Source organism: Leeuwenhoekiella palythoae, from assembly GCF_900130045.1.
Taxonomy (GTDB): Bacteria; Bacteroidota; Bacteroidia; order Flavobacteriales; family Flavobacteriaceae; genus Leeuwenhoekiella; species Leeuwenhoekiella palythoae.
Genome location: NZ_FQXT01000004.1, coordinates 572,459 through 588,240, shown reverse-complemented (window position 1 = coordinate 588,240; position 15,782 = coordinate 572,459). Strand labels below are relative to the sequence as shown.

General features: G+C 40.6%; 17 protein-coding genes. 5 read left to right on the top strand and 12 right to left on the bottom strand.

The genetic code is table 11. From position 1 onward, the window contains the following. Positions 1-5: 5 nt before the first annotated feature. Positions 6-503 (bottom strand): YkgJ family cysteine cluster protein, encoded by a 498-nt coding sequence (locus BUA96_RS13085; RefSeq protein ID WP_072983746.1) that lies wholly within the window; start codon positions 501-503, stop codon positions 6-8. 35 nt (positions 504-538) lie between these two features. On the opposite strand from BUA96_RS13085, the gene BUA96_RS13080 reads away from it, so the two are divergent. Both BUA96_RS13080 and BUA96_RS13075 read left to right on the top strand, forming a co-directional pair. Beyond that, on the top strand, positions 539-1,270 hold the full coding sequence (locus BUA96_RS13080) for a class I SAM-dependent methyltransferase (RefSeq protein WP_072983744.1): 732 nt from the start codon (positions 539-541) through the stop codon (positions 1,268-1,270). 94 nt (positions 1,271-1,364) lie between these two features. Beyond that, positions 1,365-2,159 carry a hypothetical protein gene (locus BUA96_RS13075; RefSeq protein ID WP_072983742.1) on the top strand — a complete coding sequence of 265 codons (795 nt, stop codon included), beginning with the start codon at positions 1,365-1,367 and terminating at the stop codon, positions 2,157-2,159. 76 nt (positions 2,160-2,235) lie between these two features. Here BUA96_RS13075 and BUA96_RS13070 read toward each other — a convergent pair whose 3' ends face one another. Continuing rightward, positions 2,236-3,120 carry a hypothetical protein gene (locus BUA96_RS13070; RefSeq protein WP_072983740.1) on the bottom strand — a complete coding sequence of 295 codons (885 nt, stop codon included), beginning with the start codon at positions 3,118-3,120 and terminating at the stop codon, positions 2,236-2,238. Positions 3,121-3,349: 229 nt separating this feature from the next. Here BUA96_RS13070 and BUA96_RS17305 point away from each other — a divergent pair, with 229 nt between their 5' ends. Then, positions 3,350-3,514 carry a hypothetical protein gene (locus BUA96_RS17305; protein WP_164916934.1) on the top strand — a complete coding sequence of 55 codons (165 nt, stop codon included), beginning with the start codon at positions 3,350-3,352 and terminating at the stop codon, positions 3,512-3,514. 3 nt (positions 3,515-3,517) lie between these two features. On the opposite strand, the gene BUA96_RS13065 is transcribed toward BUA96_RS17305, so the two are convergent. The 4 genes from BUA96_RS13065 to BUA96_RS17210 form a co-directional block, all read right to left on the bottom strand. Then, a complete protein-coding gene (locus BUA96_RS13065) occupies positions 3,518-4,210 on the bottom strand; it encodes an HAD family hydrolase (RefSeq protein ID WP_072983739.1) in 693 nt (230 codons plus the stop codon). A 95-nt stretch (positions 4,211-4,305) separates the two neighbouring features. Next, positions 4,306-5,997: an energy-dependent translational throttle protein EttA gene (ettA, locus tag BUA96_RS13060; RefSeq protein WP_072983737.1), complete on the bottom strand. Its 1,692-nt coding sequence runs from the start codon at positions 5,995-5,997 to the stop codon at positions 4,306-4,308. Positions 5,998-6,057: 60 nt separating this feature from the next. Beyond that, positions 6,058-6,528 carry a DinB family protein gene (locus tag BUA96_RS13055; RefSeq protein WP_072983736.1) on the bottom strand — a complete coding sequence of 157 codons (471 nt, stop codon included), beginning with the start codon at positions 6,526-6,528 and terminating at the stop codon, positions 6,058-6,060. Then, positions 6,528-6,704 (bottom strand): CAL67264 family membrane protein, encoded by a 177-nt coding sequence (locus BUA96_RS17210; RefSeq protein ID WP_225599925.1) that lies wholly within the window; start codon positions 6,702-6,704, stop codon positions 6,528-6,530. The genes BUA96_RS13055 and BUA96_RS17210 overlap by 1 nt, the downstream gene beginning before the upstream one ends. A 236-nt stretch (positions 6,705-6,940) precedes the next feature. Here BUA96_RS17210 and BUA96_RS13050 point away from each other — a divergent pair, with 236 nt between their 5' ends. Then, on the top strand, positions 6,941-8,569 hold the full coding sequence (locus BUA96_RS13050; RefSeq protein WP_072983734.1) for an acyl-CoA carboxylase subunit beta: 1,629 nt from the start codon (positions 6,941-6,943) through the stop codon (positions 8,567-8,569). Positions 8,570-8,735: 166 nt separating this feature from the next. Continuing rightward, a complete protein-coding gene (locus tag BUA96_RS13045) occupies positions 8,736-9,911 on the top strand; it encodes an MFS transporter (RefSeq protein WP_072983733.1) in 1,176 nt (391 codons plus the stop codon). 35 nt (positions 9,912-9,946) lie between these two features. Here BUA96_RS13045 and BUA96_RS13040 read toward each other — a convergent pair whose 3' ends face one another. The 6 genes from BUA96_RS13040 to BUA96_RS13015 all read right to left on the bottom strand — a co-directional run bounded on the left by BUA96_RS13040 (position 9,947) and on the right by BUA96_RS13015 (position 15,749). After that, a complete protein-coding gene (locus BUA96_RS13040; RefSeq protein WP_128755704.1) occupies positions 9,947-11,269 on the bottom strand; it encodes a M24 family metallopeptidase in 1,323 nt (440 codons plus the stop codon). 134 nt (positions 11,270-11,403) lie between these two features. Continuing rightward, positions 11,404-11,868: a hypothetical protein gene (locus tag BUA96_RS13035; protein ID WP_128755703.1), complete on the bottom strand. Its 465-nt coding sequence runs from the start codon at positions 11,866-11,868 to the stop codon at positions 11,404-11,406. Between the two features lie 80 nt (positions 11,869-11,948). Beyond that, positions 11,949-13,025 carry an AMP-binding protein gene (locus tag BUA96_RS13030; protein WP_072983728.1) on the bottom strand — a complete coding sequence of 359 codons (1,077 nt, stop codon included), beginning with the start codon at positions 13,023-13,025 and terminating at the stop codon, positions 11,949-11,951. A gap of 10 nt (positions 13,026-13,035) precedes the next feature. Further along, on the bottom strand, positions 13,036-14,019 hold the full coding sequence (locus BUA96_RS13025) for a CPBP family intramembrane glutamic endopeptidase (protein ID WP_072983726.1): 984 nt from the start codon (positions 14,017-14,019) through the stop codon (positions 13,036-13,038). A gap of 3 nt (positions 14,020-14,022) precedes the next feature. Continuing rightward, positions 14,023-15,057 carry an o-succinylbenzoate synthase gene (locus BUA96_RS13020; RefSeq protein WP_072983724.1) on the bottom strand — a complete coding sequence of 345 codons (1,035 nt, stop codon included), beginning with the start codon at positions 15,055-15,057 and terminating at the stop codon, positions 14,023-14,025. 11 nt (positions 15,058-15,068) lie between these two features. Further along, on the bottom strand, positions 15,069-15,749 hold the full coding sequence (locus BUA96_RS13015) for a metal-dependent hydrolase (RefSeq protein WP_072983722.1): 681 nt from the start codon (positions 15,747-15,749) through the stop codon (positions 15,069-15,071). Between the last annotated feature and the right edge of the window lie 33 nt (positions 15,750-15,782).

Genomic DNA, 15,782 nt, shown 5'->3' with positions numbered 1-15,782 from the left:
AGGAATTATTTGAGTTTGATACGTTCTTTCATTTGCTCAACAATGTTATACGCGGCCGGACAAATAGCAACATTCTTTAAAGTGATATTTGTGATTTGCTGAAATTTCTTTCGGTCTGTGTGAGGAAATTCGGCACAGGCTTTTGGGCGAACATCATAGATCATACAATAATTATCTGCTCCCAGAAATGTACACGGCACTTCTTGCAGCACATAATCGTTGTCTTCATCAATGCGTAAATAAGTATCTATAAATTGCGCGTCTTTCATTCTAAAATGCTTCGCGATTCGGGAAATATCTCTATCGGTAAAAAGCGGACCAGTAGTCTTACAGCAATTTGCGCAGGTGAGACAATCGGTACGCTCAAATTCCTCATCATGCAATTCCTGCATTTGATAATCCAGATCTTTGGGCGGTTTTCGCTTCAGCTTTTTAAAATAGGCAGCAGTCTCTTTATGCTTATCTTTGGCAAGATTGGGCAGCTGCTCAATAAATTCATCCATACCGTAAAAATAAGCATTTAAAGCCCCCTTAGTTTATGGCCGAAAAAGATTCTCAAAACCCGGATATATTTGGTCAAGCACTTCTTGATTTTTATAACGAAAACTATACAGAAGACATTACGGTGATCTCCTCGCTTACCGAAGATGACGAGATACCTGTACCTTATCTTTTCCGCAGTTATGAAGAAATGCCTCTGGTTGAACAAGAGGCACTCGAGCTCGCCCAAGGAAAAACCCTGGATATTGGCGCTTGCGCCGGCAGCCATTCGCTTTATCTTCAAGATAAGGGTATTGATGTTTTGGCCTTAGACATCTCAGAAGGTGCCATCGAAGTTTGCAAGAATCGCGGTGTTAAAAATACGGTTGTTTCTGATGTATTGGATTATGATGAAAACGGTTACGACACCCTCTTGTTAATGATGAATGGTACCGGTATCTTTCAAACACTTAAAAATACCGAAGGGTATTTAAGCCATTTACGCAGCCTACTCAAACCCGGCGGTCAGATCCTTGTAGACTCTAGCGATATTGCTTTTATGTATGAGGAAGAAGACGGGAGTTATTGGCGTGATGCAAGCCGGGATTATTATGGCGAAGTCACTTTTAAAATTCAATACAAAGAGCAAACTTCTCTTGCTTTTGACTGGTTATACCTCGATTACAAAACCTTGAAAACCGAAGCAAAAAAAGCAGGTTTTACGTGTGAAAAAATCTGTGACGGACCGCATTATGATTTTCTTGCAAGACTAATAAAAACTACTTCGTAAAAAACCACGTAAGTATTAAAAACATCATAAACCCTATACAACAAGACCTTAAGCTAAAACGTTTAGTTATTTTAGCCGCACTTAAATTTAAACAATGACTTTACACAAGATTACCCCCTACTTCACCCTACTTTTCACCTTTTTAATTTTATCGTGTTCTAGTGGAAGCGATAGCGACAACACCCCTACTGATCCTACACAGGCTAACAAACAAGCTTTGGGAAGTTCGGCGAGAGACTTTTTAAGCGCCGAAGAATTCACATCAATGAATGTAGAGATCGCTTATGTAGATGGTTTTAAACCTTCAGAAACTACGCTGAATAATTTGAGATCCTTTTTTACTGAGCGCCTAAACAAACCTGATGGTGTGACTTTTACAGAAACTGTGGTACCCGCTACGAGCGTAGGATCGCTCAACCGCGATGAATATGTTGCGATCGAAAATGATAACCGAACCGTTTTTAACGAAGGCGATGCTTTAGGCGTTTGGGTATTTTTTGCCGATCAGAATTCTGAAAGCGATGAAGGTAACAGCCGCATTTTAGGTACTGCCTATCGCAATACGTCGTGCATTATTTTTGGTACTACACTGAGAGAGTTTAGTCGTGGCATTACAGGACCTAGCCTAACACAACTGGAAACCATTACTACCGAGCACGAATTTGGGCATTTATTTGGTCTAGTGAATCTAGGTACAGAAATGGTACGTGACCACGAAGATGAAACTGCAGATGACGATGGAGGCGAAACTCCAAATAAACATTGTGATCAAGAAGATTGCCTGATGTATTTTCAGACGGTTGCTGATGCGACCAGTACTGCAATGAATAATCTACCCACTTTTGGTGAGTTCTGCTTAGAAGATTTACGCGCCAATGGCGGAAAATAGATTTATATAAACAGTCTTAAAAAAGAAAAGCTTCGGAGGTTATCCGAAGCTTTTTTTATACTGAATGATTACAGGATTAATCTAAAACCAAGTTAGTGGTTGCGATCATTCTTCCACCGTCAAAGATGTTGATCTTGTAAAGACCTTTTGCAAATTCGCCACCTTTAGGAGCGATGTTCTCACAGATATCTAAAGCGGTTTTCTCATAGTAAAATTTAGAGATCGCACTGTATGTTACCGAAGTAACACTATCTAATTTAACGGTTTTATTTTCACCTAAAATATTGTTTTGAGGGTCTAAAACCTGAACGTACAATTGCTTATCTCCGGCATCGGCGATACGGTTTTGCGGTACAGTATAACACGCTCTGATGCGATCTACACGACGCGCATTATCGTTTTCTACAAGCTTCCCGCTGTTTCTGACAATTACTCCCGTTCCTACCAATTTATTAGCAGCAAGACTTGCGCCAAGGGCTACTTTTTCAGCCAACTCTTCTTTTACCATCGCCAGACTGTCGCGCTTCATTTTGGACACTTCAAGTTCGTAGCTTGTACTGTCAACACGCATCGCAAGCATTTTGTTCATTCCTTTTAAGCTATCGTTTTGCGCAAATAAAAATTCGCGTTCCTTTTTAAGCTTATACACCTCATCGCGGTAGCGACGTAAAACTGAGATACTCGCATCCATCTGCTGTACAGAATCGATCAACACTTGAATACGATCTCTTGCCTGATTGAGTTCGGTGTCTTTTAGATTGTTCTCTTCAATTACCGCGTCGTACTTGGTAACCATTTGTTTAAGATCATTAAGAACCAGTTCTTTTTCTTCGGTCAGTTCGGCTTTTGTATTTTTTTCCTGATTGTACAGTTTAATAGCAAATGCACCGGCAACCACAAGAAGTACGGCAAGAATACCGGTAACGATCTTTATACCTGTGTTTTTATTTTCATTCTCCATAAATAAATAATGCTTTGATTAGATTCGGTTTTAAATATTAACGTTAAAGCTGATTCAAAAGTGTACAAAAGCGATCACAAAGACCTCTTAATTTACTGTTTTTTAACGTAAAAAACAGCAAAACCTGCATTTGAAATCGGGGTCAAACATACAAAAAAGACTAATGCAGCTCTTTTAATTTTTTATTAATACCTTATAATTAAAATCGCATATCTGTATCTTTGATTCTATGAAAGAAGAACACAAACGCGCGGCCATTTTATTTGCAGTATTAGCCGCTTTTGCGATCATTATCTGTTTTTTTCAACCCAGTTTTGGCAAAGGCTTACTCTTTGGTCTGGGTATCGCTGTGCTTATTTATATTCTGCGCAGTTTTCTTCCGCGCAGGCAATAACAATTACAAGAGGTCTAAAAGTTCGTAGGCACTTTTAAGCGCTTTAAATTTGGAGTGATTGATTTCATCATCTATCTGCTCGTGAGACCACGTAGTATGAAAGGGTATATGAAACGCATAACCGCCCATAGCCAGTACCGGGATCACATCAGACTTTAGCGAATTACCGATCATTAAAAACTCATGGGGCGCAATATCCAGATGCTTGACAAGTTTCTTGTATTGCGTTTCCTTTTTATCAGAAACGATCTCCACGTGATGAAAATAATCGATCAGTCCGCTTTTAATCAACTTGCGCTCTTGATCTAGCAAATCGCCTTTGGTTGCAACTACAAGTTTATATTTCTTAGCAAGTTGCTCTAGCACCTCTTCTATATGCGGAAGCAATTCTACCGGCTCGGCGAGCATCTCTTTCCCCTTATTGAGAATAAAATCTATCGTATCGGCCTGCATTTGATCTCCCATTAATCTATGCGCAGTTTCTAGCATAGATAAGGTGAACCCTTTAATGCCGTAACCATAGGTGTCCAGGTTTTTTATTTCGGTATCTAAAAGTTTTTGAACGATCTCATCCTCATCGCCATAAGCAGATAAATGTTTGGCGAATGCCACTTCGGCATCTCTAAAAAAGGTTTCATTGACCCATAAGGTGTCATCGGCGTCAAAAGCAGTGACTTTTAAATCTTTAAGACTCACACTAAATTGATTTATGATTCTGATTAAAAATACTTAAAATAAAAATCCTCACGCGAAGAATCACGTGAGGATTTTGAATACGCTTAGTGCTTAGATTATCGCACCAACTTTTTATACTTGATACGTTTAGGCATGAGATCGCCGCCCAGACGTTTTTTCTTGTTTTCTTCGTAATCAGAAAAACCACCTTCAAAGAAATATACCTGGCTATCTCCTTCAAAAGCTAAAATATGCGTACAAATTCTGTCTAAGAACCAACGGTCGTGAGAGATCACTACCGCGCAACCTGCAAAGTTCTCAAGACCTTCTTCAAGTGCACGCAGCGTGTTTACATCAAGGTCGTTAGTAGGCTCATCAAGTAGAAGTACGTTCCCTTCTTCTTTAAGGGTCATCGCTAAGTGTAAACGGTTGCGCTCACCACCAGATAACATACTTACTTTTTTGTTTTGTTCGCTTCCACTGAAATTAAATCGGCTTAAATACGCTCTACTATTCACTTGGCGCCCGCCCATCATAATCAATTCTTGCTTATCGCTGAAATTTTCCCAAATGGTTTTCTCCGGATCAATATTACTATGCGACTGATCTACGTATGCTATTTTTGCAGTTTCTCCTACGGTAAACGCTCCTTTGTCTGGCTCGGTCTCTCCCATAATCATTTTAAAAATCGTGGTTTTACCGGCACCGTTAGGACCTATAACACCAACGATTCCTGCCTGCGGAAGCACAAAATTCAAATCTTCATAAAGCAACTTTTCGCCGAAGGCTTTACTCACGCCTTTAGCGTCGATCACGTTAGTACCTAAACGCGGCCCGTTAGGAATATAGATCTCTAATTTCTCATCGGTTTGTTTTTGATCCTGAGAAAGTAATTTATCATAATTGCTCAAACGTGCCTTTTGCTTGGCTTGACGCCCCTTTGGAGCCATACGCACCCATTCTAACTCCCGTTCTAATGTTTTTTGACGCTTGCTTGCTTGCTTTTGCTCTTGAGCCATACGCTTGGACTTCTGGTCTAACCAAGAAGAGTAGTTTCCTTTCCACGGAATTCCCTCTCCACGGTCAAGTTCTAAAATCCAACCGGCTACATTATCCAAGAAATAACGGTCGTGCGTTACAGCGATTACCGTCCCTTTATATTGCGCCAAATGATGCTCTAACCAGTGAACGCTTTCTGCGTCTAAGTGGTTGGTAGGTTCATCAAGAAGTAACACATCAGGTTCTTGAAGCAACAGTCTACAAAGGGCTACACGGCGGCGCTCACCACCAGATAGCACACCGATCTTCTGATCCGCAGGAGGCGTACGTAACGCATCCATCGCGACTTCTAGTTTATTGTCTAATTCCCACGCCCCGCGTGCATCTATCTCATCCTGAAGCACTGCCTGACGGTTCATCAGTTTTTCCATCTTATCAGGATCGCTATATACTTCTTCTAAGCCAAACTGATCATTGATCTGGTTGTACTCGTCTAAGATCGCAACGGTATCTGCGGCTCCTTCTTTAACCACCTCAAGCACCGTTTTCTCATCATCCAGTTGTGGTTCTTGTTCTAAATAGCCAACAGAAAACTCCTTATCTGAAGTAACATCCCCCTGATAGTTCTTGTCTATACCTGCAATGATTTTGAGCAAAGTAGATTTCCCCGAACCGTTAAGCCCCAGGATTCCGATTTTTGCTCCGTAGAAAAAACTCAGATAGATATTTTTAAGTACCGGAGTATTGGCACCGGGAAAGGTTTTACTCACCCCGGTCATTGAAAATATTATTTTTTTATCGTCACTCATAGTCGTTTGTTTAAATCTAAAATTAAAAATATGCTGTTGAACCTAACGCAAAAATACGTGTTATAGTAAGCCCAATAACCTAAGAATTATAGCAAGCTGGCCTGTATGATAAGCATTGTGTTCTAGGACTAACGCGAGCTCGCGCACTATAGTTTGTTCCTTGCCGTGCTTAGGGGTATCCAACAGACTCAAATCTGTTGTATCGATAAACTCCCGCAAGGCTTCCTGATCTGTATAAAACTGCTGTTGCAATGCCTGCCATTCTTCTTTGGTAGCAGCGGTATTGCTCCCCGGCCAGTAATCTTTAGGCCAAGAAGGCGTATTATATTCTTCGGCAATGCAAAAGTCTAAAATATCTTTTTGCGCATAGACCATATGATAAAAAACTTCGTAAAAAGAATACGGCAGCCCTAACGGTCGTTTTCCTGATTTTTTAAAGGAAATTTTATCTAGCAACTCGCTTACCGGAGTAAAGGCTTCACCCCCTTTGAGATGTTTCAGAAGCTGTTCTTTTAAAAGTGCTTCTTCCATTAAACCCTTCCTTTTAATGCATTAAAAACCCAGGCGATTGCAAAAAAACCAATACCTACCGAAGCAAAACCCCAACCGGCAACCTCAGAATATTTAAAAGCGCCCATTGCAATAAGACCAAGCCCTACAACAATCATTATAAAAGTTGCCCAGCCCAATACTGTATTCTTATTCATCATAATCGTTTATTTATTCTATTTTGGGAAGTTACAGCCCAGAATGCAATACTACAACCTAAGTTTCATAAGCGCACAACGCATCACCGGGAATTCCATTTAAACGCAAATATCGCGTTTTTCACATAAGTATAACGATTTCATAAGCCCGTGATTTCGTATTTTCGTTCACACACATTAATACACTTCACAAGTATTTTTTAGCAATCTAAAAAATACTCTTACATATTATTTCAATGGATATTAAGTTCAATAAAAACGAAGACCATAACAAACTTTTAGTTTCTGATTTAAAACGCCGATTTGCTAAAGTGCAATTGGGTGGTGGTGAAAAGCGCATCGCAAAACATCATGAAAAGGGAAAATTAACAGCTCGAGAACGTATTGATTTTTTATTGGACGACGCCGAAAAAGCCATTGAGATCGCCGCTTTTGCCGGTGAAGGAATGTATGCAGAACACGGGGGCTGCCCCAGTGGTGGCGTGGTGGTAAAAATGGGCCACATCAGCGGTAAGCAATGTATTGTTGTTGCTAATGATGCTACGGTAAAGGCAGGTGCCTGGTTCCCGATCACCGGAAAAAAGAATTTACGCGCGCAAGAGATTAGTATCGAAAATAGACTGCCCATTATTTACTTGGTAGACAGTGCAGGAGTGTATTTACCAATGCAAGATGAGATTTTTCCTGATAAGGAACATTTTGGCCGCATTTTTAGAAATAACGCGGTGATGAGTAGTATGGGCATTACGCAAATAAGTGCGGTAATGGGCAGTTGTGTCGCCGGTGGCGCCTACTTACCTATTATGAGCGATGAAGCAATGATCGTAGATAAAACGGCGAGTATTTTTCTCGCCGGAAGCTACCTTGTCAAAGCTGCCATTGGCGAAACTATAGATAATGAAACGCTGGGCGGCGCAACCACACACTGCGAGATTAGCGGTGTAACCGACTATAAAGCTACAGACGATCGGGATGCACTCACTCGAATCAAAAATATAATGGGTAAAATTGGTGATTTTGAAAAAGCCGGTTTTAATCGTATTGATGCAGCCAAACCTAAGGAAGATCCTCAAGATATCTACGGAATCCTGCCTGCCAAACGCAGCGACCAATATGATATGACCGAAATCATAAAGCGTCTGGTTGATAATTCTGAATTTGAAGAATACAAAGAAGGATATGGTCAAACGCTCATTACTGCCTATGCGCGCATTGACGGCTGGGCGGTAGGCATTGTGGCCAATCAACGTAAGATCGTAAAAACCAAAAAAGGCGAGATGCAGTTTGGCGGAGTGATTTATAGCGACAGTGCAGACAAAGCCACTCGTTTTATTGCCAATTGCAATCAGAAAAAAATACCGCTTGTTTTCTTACAAGATGTTACCGGTTTTATGGTGGGGAGCAAAAGTGAGCACGGCGGCATTATTAAAGATGGAGCGAAAATGGTTAATGCCGTTAGTAATAGCGTGGTTCCTAAATTCACCATTGTAGTTGGTAACTCTTACGGTGCCGGAAATTATGCGATGTGCGGAAAAGCGTATGATCCCCGACTGATCGCTGCTTGGCCTTCTGCGGAATTGGCAGTTATGAGCGGAAATAGCGCTGCAAAAGTTTTACTTCAAATTGAGACGGCTTCGCTCAAAAAGCAGGGTAAAGAGATTACGCCCGAAGTGGAAAAGGAACTTTACGACAAAATTAAAGCACGCTACGATGAGCAGGTTTCACCGTATTATGCAGCTTCCAGAATTTGGACTGACGCCATTATTGATCCATTAGATACGCGTAAATGGATTTCTACCGGTATTGAAGCTGCTAACCACGCTCCTATTGAAAAGAAATTCAATTTAGGAGTAATTCAAGTTTAGCAGGCAACCTCCACAAACTGAACATTCTAAAAGAAACCTGTTGTATTTTGCACTTTTTTAGTGACTAAATCGGTTAAGTCAACATAGTTTAAGCCCAAATAACTATCCTATCTTTGCCAGATTGTATCCTGTCATTTGGTTTGACAGGTAATTAAAAACACTTTACATGTTTAAAAAGAGTCTGATCGCATTAGCAATAGGTGGTTTTGGTATTGGTATGACTGAGTTTGTGATGATGGGTATTTTACCTGACGTTGCTAAAGACTTGAATATAACCATTCCGCAGGCGGGGCATTTTATTTCTGCTTATGCGCTAGGCGTAGTTATTGGCGCACCAATACTTGTGGGAATCGCAGGCAACTATTCGCCTAAAAAGATTCTTTTTTCGCTAATGATAGCCTTTACCGTTTTTAACTCTTTATCTGTATTTGCATCAAGCTACGGACTTATGCTGATCTCAAGATTGCTTTCGGGCTTACCGCACGGAGCGTTTTTTGGTGTTGGTGCCGTTGTTGCCAGTAGGCTTGTTGCAAAGGAAAAAGCAGCAAGTGCCGTGGCTATGATGTTTAGCGGACTAACCGTTGCCAATATCATTGGGATTCCGCTAGGGACTTACGTAGGGCATAATATTTCGTGGCGCTACACTTTTATGATCGTAGTAGTAATAGGACTGATTACGGTTTTAGCCATACGATTTTGGCTTCCGAAGATTGAAAAATCTGAACCTATTCCTATAAAACAAGCATTGAAAATCTTTAAGCGTACAGAACTCTGGCTTATTTTAGGGATTACCGCTATTGGTACCGGAGGTTTCTTTGCGTGGTACAGCTACATCACCCCACTGCTTACTGAAGTGAGTGGCTTTGACAATGATATGGTGATCTTCATTTTAATGCTTGCAGGATTAGGAATGACCTGCGGAAATGTTCTGGGAGGAAAACTTGCCGATACATTTTCTCCTATAAAAGCTACTGCTATTTTACTGAGCGCGATGACGCTTTGTTTGATAACCATTTCGCTGATCGCTCCTATTCAATGGGCGATGTTGTTGATGGTGTTTGTTACCGGCGCGTTTGCGTTTTCTACTGCACCTTCCATACAAATGTTGATGATCAAATCTGCTAAAGAGTCTGAAATGCTTGCTTCTTCTGTGAATCAAGCTGCATTTAACATCGCCAATGCGGTAGGCGCTTATTTAGGAGGTTTACCTATTGCAGCGGGTTATGGCTATACGGCTCCTGAATTAGTAGGTGCTTGTCTCGCCTTTGGCGGAATATTATTATCAATTAGTGTAATGCTTCTGCGAAAAAAGCGTGCAAAATTAACTGCCCAGGAAGCATAAACAAGCTGAAGCAGTCTTCTAAAGTAAAGAATGCTTTATTTCAGCAGCAGCAAAGCTTCTTGACGTTGATTGATATACTTGAATCCGTTAGCACCCCAAAAGCCATCTTCTTCGAGCATAATGCGAATGTCTTTATCCCATTGTGGCAGCGTCACCGTGGTGTTTAATTCTATCGCATAGGTCGTATTCTCATATAAAGGGTAATCACCAGATCCCGGTACGCCCTCTTGTGCATCCCACATCCCAATGGTTGGCCCCGCAGAATGCCCATACAAGCCTAGTGGATGGGTGTAGATAGAAGGCTGAAGTCCGGCTTGTTTAGCTTCTTCAAGTGATTCTTTTAAAATTGCATTACCCGACTTTCCGGTTGCGAAATTACCGGTTAGTATGTCTTGAAGTTGATTGCCCTTTTTAAACGCTTCCCTTAAAAATTCCGGGGCTTGAGTTTCACCATCTTTTAAGACATAAGCGTGCTGCTGACAATCTGTATTTAAGCCTAAATAGGTGATCCCAAAATCACAATGCAATAAATCTCCCGGCTGAATTACTTGGCCTTCGCTGTGATTAGTAAAGGCTGTGATATGACTTTCTAAAGGTTCGCTGTCACGTTGAAGGTCCACAGTTGGGTGAAACCAAGTCTCTAGTCCCATATCGGTAACTTTTTGTCTTAGAAACCACACCACGTCTTCGGTGGTTGTTTTTCCCGGTGTAATCACCTTTGAACTAAATGCCTCTCGAATAATATCGTGCGTGATCCCCACCAATTCTTCAAACAATTGCATTTCAAGAGCCGTGCGGGTTTCGATCCAACCTACCGCGAGATCTTCAGCCGAAACTACCTTGTTCTTATAGTTTTCGGGAAGTGTATTCATAAACAGCTCATAATCTGTTTTTGAAATTCCGTCTGCAATTCCGTAGTTATCAGAATAATTTAAACCTATTTTTTGCGGATTGTATTTTGTGATAAGCTCCATCAACGCTTTCCATTGATCCGGCTCCTTTTCCTTATCCCACGCCGAAGTAATGTTGTCACCAATATTATATCGGGCTACCGCCAATTTTTCTAACTTAAAGCGATCTTCGTCCCAATAAAAAACGAGCATTGTGCGTCTTCTTGCATTGAGCCACGTTGCCGGCAACATCGTACGCACTACCGGATCTTCATTATATTCTCGTGTAATGAGCACCCACATATCAATGTCGCTGCGCGACATCACATCAGGCAAAACCCGCTTAAAACGCTCAGAAAGAATTTTATCAACGAGCACTGCCCGGTCGCGTTCCGGTAAAATCTGACTGTAAGAAAAAGGTATATTTAAGAAGAAAAGACAAACAAGTAGGAGAAGTATTTTACGCATTATAAGAGTTTAAAATCAACTCTAAATTACGTATTAAACCCCAATAAAAAAAGGTGCTCTAGGCACCTTTTAAATTCCGTTTTGAGATTCAATTAGACTAAAAATCGGTAAATCTCAATGCTGGTTATAATGATTTAATTATCACGGTTTTTCTTTCGTTTCCGCACCGCCGAATTTGAGAAATCCATCGCTATGAGTTTTTCTACTTCTTCTTCGGTGAGGATTGATTTAAGATCTGCTTTAAATTCATTTTGCATACGCTCAAAATCTTTACGCATCGTTTCGGCATCTTTGGTTTCATCTTTTTGAAGCCCCATTACCTTATTGAAATAATCTTCTAAATACGTGCGAAGAACTTCAGTCTGAAAAGGATCTAGTTCAAATTCTGCTACATAATCAGGCAAACGCTCTTCAGCAATTTCAGCAGCTGTTGGAGGTTCTTCCGTAGGACCTTGTGGCGTTTGACTGGCTCCCATCATACTTCCCATACGACTGCGGCCATAGCCTCCATAACCACCATATCCCCTACCGTAACCGTACTGAGCATAGATAGATTGCATTGAAAACAAAGTGATTGCGATGATAAAAAGATAGCGCATAATATAAAATTTTGCCAAAGATAGTAAGTTCGTTTTAAATCTGAGAATGTTCTGTGTTAAGGCCTAAACACAAATTGCGCCTAAATCTCTTCGGCTGCCGTGAGGGATTTAAGCGTAGCGCCACGCTTGACCTTACCGTTATTTGTGCGAATAAATTTTGGCGTACAGTAGATACGTTTTGGCGTTTCATACTTACCCAAAACTTCAAAGTTGAGGCGAGAAGCATCAAAACTATCACACTCGATAACCAAGATCAATTTCTCACCAAGAACCGCATCTTCTTCGGCACCAATAATAAACGGAACATCTATTTGATGGGCCAGTTTTTTTTCAATCGACTCCGGGTAAAGTTTAATCCCGCCACTGTTGATCACGTTATCTATGCGGCCCAGCCAGTGAAACTTTTTATAGGATATAAGATCTACTAGATCGTTCGTAACGATAGGATCTGTAGCCACTCTAGGCGCTTTGATCACCAGACAACCCCGCTCGTCTTTGCTTACCGTAACCTTGCTCAGGGTTTTAAACGGCGGCTCCCCTTCTCTATTTTTTTTAGAATTTACCCGACGTACCGCAATATGGGTGATCGTTTCGGTCATACCGTAAGTCTCGTAGATCTTGGTTGGGCAATCCTGAACCAATTCTTTTAAGGTTTGTGAAAACGGACCGCCACCTACAATGAGTTTAGCCAGCAGATGCATTCTAGCAATACTATTATCAAGCTGAAAAGGAGTCATTGCCGAAAAATCATAACGCTTTAATACCTGATCTAACGGATTTGATTTAGGCGGTACCACATCAAGTTTCCAACCTAAAATCACTGCTCGTACTAACATCATTTTACCTGCTATAAATCGAGTAGGTAAGCAATGTAAAGCAGTTGCCCCGGCTTCTAGATCAAAGCGTTTGCCGGTGGCTTTGGCACTGTTGACCATATGTTTTTTAAGCAATTTGATGCTTTTAGGAGCACCGGTAGATCCCGAAGTATTGACGAGTACGTAGTCTTTATCGTTAAGCCAGTCTAGAATAAATTCGCCTAGTTCTTGCTCATAAAGCTCTCCTGTTTTCTGAATTTCTTGAGCAAATTCTCGTAAGCTGGCAGCTTTGAGAGACATTCCGTTGAGTTGAAATTCGGGGTGTACAGGATATTTAGACATCACATCAAATTTAATCAGGCACTAAATTATCTTCAAGTTGTGTTTCTTTTGGTTTTTTAACGAGACCGAAGAGTTTCTCTTTCCAGCCGGTCCATTTATACTTATAAGCCAAAATCCCTAAAAAGATAGGATAAATTATAAAAACGGGCAATACATCTACAATTCCGGCGGTGGGATCAGAGATGTCTTTGAAAATAGAATAGGTTTGAAAGGCTGTCCAATCAGCGGTAACTAATAACGCTGAAATTAAATTGTTTGCTGCGTGAAAGCCTAAGGCAAGTTCCATTCCTTCATCCATCAAGGTCATTATTCCAAGTAACAAACCGGTACCGAAATAAAATACCATAACAATGTCACCCATGGCACCAATTTCTGGATTAAAATAATGAAGACCTCCAAAAATAAACGAAGTCATCACTAAAGGAAACCATCTGTTTTTTGCTAAAACCCCAAATCCTTGCATTAAATATCCTCTAAAAACGAACTCTTCTACGCTGGTTTGTATGGGCACAAAAAGAATAGCAACCACACATAAAATTAAAAATGGAATCAAGTCAAAGGTGACCTCAAACTCTTCCGGAGCTATATAATAGGAAAGTAAAGTCGTCCCTATTGTGTAAATGGTAATCATTATAAACGCAAACCATACGCGTCCCCAGTCAAACTTTTTCCGCGTAGTGATAATATCTTTCATCTTCTGCTTATGCAGATATTTTACAGCAAGAAAAACACCACCTAGAGCAAACACAAAAGATAATAACAATAAGAACAAGGTCAAGTTTTTATCCAATACACCCATCAGCGTAGCTTGATCCAGGCTGCCCATTGCATTTCCTAATTCTTCAGGACTACCTTGATTATCCATCCATAGTTTTCCTAGAATGGCAAGAGTAAATGGTATTTGACCTATAGTTGATGCAGCAATTATAAGAACTGAACCTACAAGATATCTCCAGAACTCGTGTAACGCTTTAAACGCCTGTACTATAAACATAAATTAAAATTGAAAACTCCAGCGATTCTCAGGCATATACCACAATTCACCGTGTTTAATTTCTAATGGGGAAGATACATTATTTGTATATAACGCACCAGTACCCAAACCTTGTGGAATACTAGTACTTTTAGTATAGGTGTATTGTGCAATGGCATTGAGCCCAATATTGCTTTCTAATGCTGAAGTGATCCACCATCCTATACCCTGCTCTTCCGCGAGTTGAATCCAAGTATCGCATCCGCGGAAACCACCAACTAAGCTGGGTTTTAAAATAATATATTGAGGTTTTATTTTTTGCAATAACTCCTTTTGCTTAGCATAGCCAAAAACACCTATCAATTCTTCATCTAGCGCGATCGGCAACGGGGTTGTTGCGCATAACTGTGCCATCGCATCTTCCTGTTGCTGTTTGATAGGCTGCTCGATAGAATGTAAATCTAATGCTGCAAGACGTTCTAATTTCTGTAACGCTTCGGCTGGAGCAAAAGCACCATTAGCATCGACACGCAGCGTAATTTTTTCTTTCGGAAAACGGTCTCGAATTCCCTGAAGCAGTTCAATTTCAGCATCAAAATCGATGGCTCCAATTTTCATTTTAATGCAATCAAATCCTGCCGAGAGTTTTTCGGTAATCTGGTCTTGCATGAATTCAGGCGATCCCATCCAGATGAGACCGTTAATGGCGATCCCCTCATTTCCTTGCGTAAATGCAGAAGGAAAAAGTTCAAAAGGATTTTTAGCGTGAAATGATCTAAAAGCCATTTCTACGCCAAATTGAATACTCGGGAAGTCAGTAAGCCGCTCGTAAAGCGTTTCTTCCCCCAGATGAATGTTATCGCAAACCCATTTTAAGGTATCTTCATAATCAGGACGATCGTCAATACTAAGGCCGCGTAGAATCCCGCATTCTCCAAAACCGACTTTATCTAGCTCTTCGATTTTAAGAAACCATGTCTCTTTTACATTCATAACGCCCCGCGATGTTCCGCTGGGGCGTTTAAAATTTAAAATGAATTTTTTATAAGATGCTGTCAAAAATCACGTGTTTAGAGTTCGTACGAACTTCCTATTTCTAAAAGGGTAAGTTGTTTTTCGACGGCATCAAAGGCTTTTTTAGCGCCTTCATGATCAATCTCTATATAGCCAAAGGTATCATAATGACATCCTATGATGTTGTTGCATTCTATAAAATCGCTGGCTAAAACGGCATCTTTGATCCCCATGGTAAAATTGTCACCAATTGGCAAAATAGCTAGATCAAGATCAAACTCCATCCCAATCAGTTTCATATCCATCGTAAGTGCAGTATCGCCTGCCATATAAATGGTTTTATCATCTATGCTGAACACAAAACCACCGGGTTGCCCGCCGTAGCTTCCGTCAGGAAAAGAGCTTGTGTGAATGGCATTTACATATTTTACTTTACCGAATGGAAATTTCCAGCTTCCGCCATGATTCATCGGGTGCGTTTCAATACCTTTTTCGCCGTAATGATTAGCGATCTCAAAATTACTTACGATAATCGCATCCGCTTGTTTTGCGATAGTCTCAGCATCTAAGGTATGATCTTGGTGTGCGTGGGTCAAAAAAATATAATCCGGATTAAGATCTGCGATGTCTATTTTATCTTTAGCGAGTTCGTTTCCGGTTATAAAGGGATCTGTAAGAATGGTGGCTTCCTTTGTTTCAAGGCCAAAACAGTTTTGCCCGTAATAGGTAATTTTCATAGTTGTAAATTTTTGCAATTAAATTTCGATAAG

Excerpts from the sequence above, each read along its gene's own strand:
- BUA96_RS13085 (WP_072983746.1), bottom strand. The coding sequence starts at position 503 with ATGGATGAATTTATTGAGCAGCTGCCCAATCTTGCCAAAGATAAGCAT.
- BUA96_RS13080 (WP_072983744.1), top strand. The coding sequence starts at position 539 with ATGGCCGAAAAAGATTCTCAAAACCCGGATATATTTGGTCAAGCACTT.
- BUA96_RS13075 (WP_072983742.1), top strand. The coding sequence starts at position 1,365 with ATGACTTTACACAAGATTACCCCCTACTTCACCCTACTTTTCACCTTT.
- BUA96_RS13070 (WP_072983740.1), bottom strand. The coding sequence starts at position 3,120 with ATGGAGAATGAAAATAAAAACACAGGTATAAAGATCGTTACCGGTATT.
- BUA96_RS17305 (WP_164916934.1), top strand. The coding sequence starts at position 3,350 with ATGAAAGAAGAACACAAACGCGCGGCCATTTTATTTGCAGTATTAGCC.
- ettA (WP_072983737.1), bottom strand. The coding sequence starts at position 5,997 with ATGAGTGACGATAAAAAAATAATATTTTCAATGACCGGGGTGAGTAAA.
- BUA96_RS13055 (WP_072983736.1), bottom strand. The coding sequence starts at position 6,528 with ATGGAAGAAGCACTTTTAAAAGAACAGCTTCTGAAACATCTCAAAGGG.
- BUA96_RS17210 (WP_225599925.1), bottom strand. The coding sequence starts at position 6,704 with ATGAATAAGAATACAGTATTGGGCTGGGCAACTTTTATAATGATTGTT.
- BUA96_RS13050 (WP_072983734.1), top strand. The coding sequence starts at position 6,941 with ATGGATATTAAGTTCAATAAAAACGAAGACCATAACAAACTTTTAGTT.
- BUA96_RS13045 (WP_072983733.1), top strand. The coding sequence starts at position 8,736 with ATGTTTAAAAAGAGTCTGATCGCATTAGCAATAGGTGGTTTTGGTATT.
- BUA96_RS13040 (WP_128755704.1), bottom strand. The coding sequence starts at position 11,269 with ATGCGTAAAATACTTCTCCTACTTGTTTGTCTTTTCTTCTTAAATATA.
- BUA96_RS13035 (WP_128755703.1), bottom strand. The coding sequence starts at position 11,868 with ATGCGCTATCTTTTTATCATCGCAATCACTTTGTTTTCAATGCAATCT.
- BUA96_RS13030 (WP_072983728.1), bottom strand. The coding sequence starts at position 13,025 with ATGTCTAAATATCCTGTACACCCCGAATTTCAACTCAACGGAATGTCT.
- BUA96_RS13025 (WP_072983726.1), bottom strand. The coding sequence starts at position 14,019 with ATGTTTATAGTACAGGCGTTTAAAGCGTTACACGAGTTCTGGAGATAT.
- BUA96_RS13015 (WP_072983722.1), bottom strand. The coding sequence starts at position 15,749 with ATGAAAATTACCTATTACGGGCAAAACTGTTTTGGCCTTGAAACAAAG.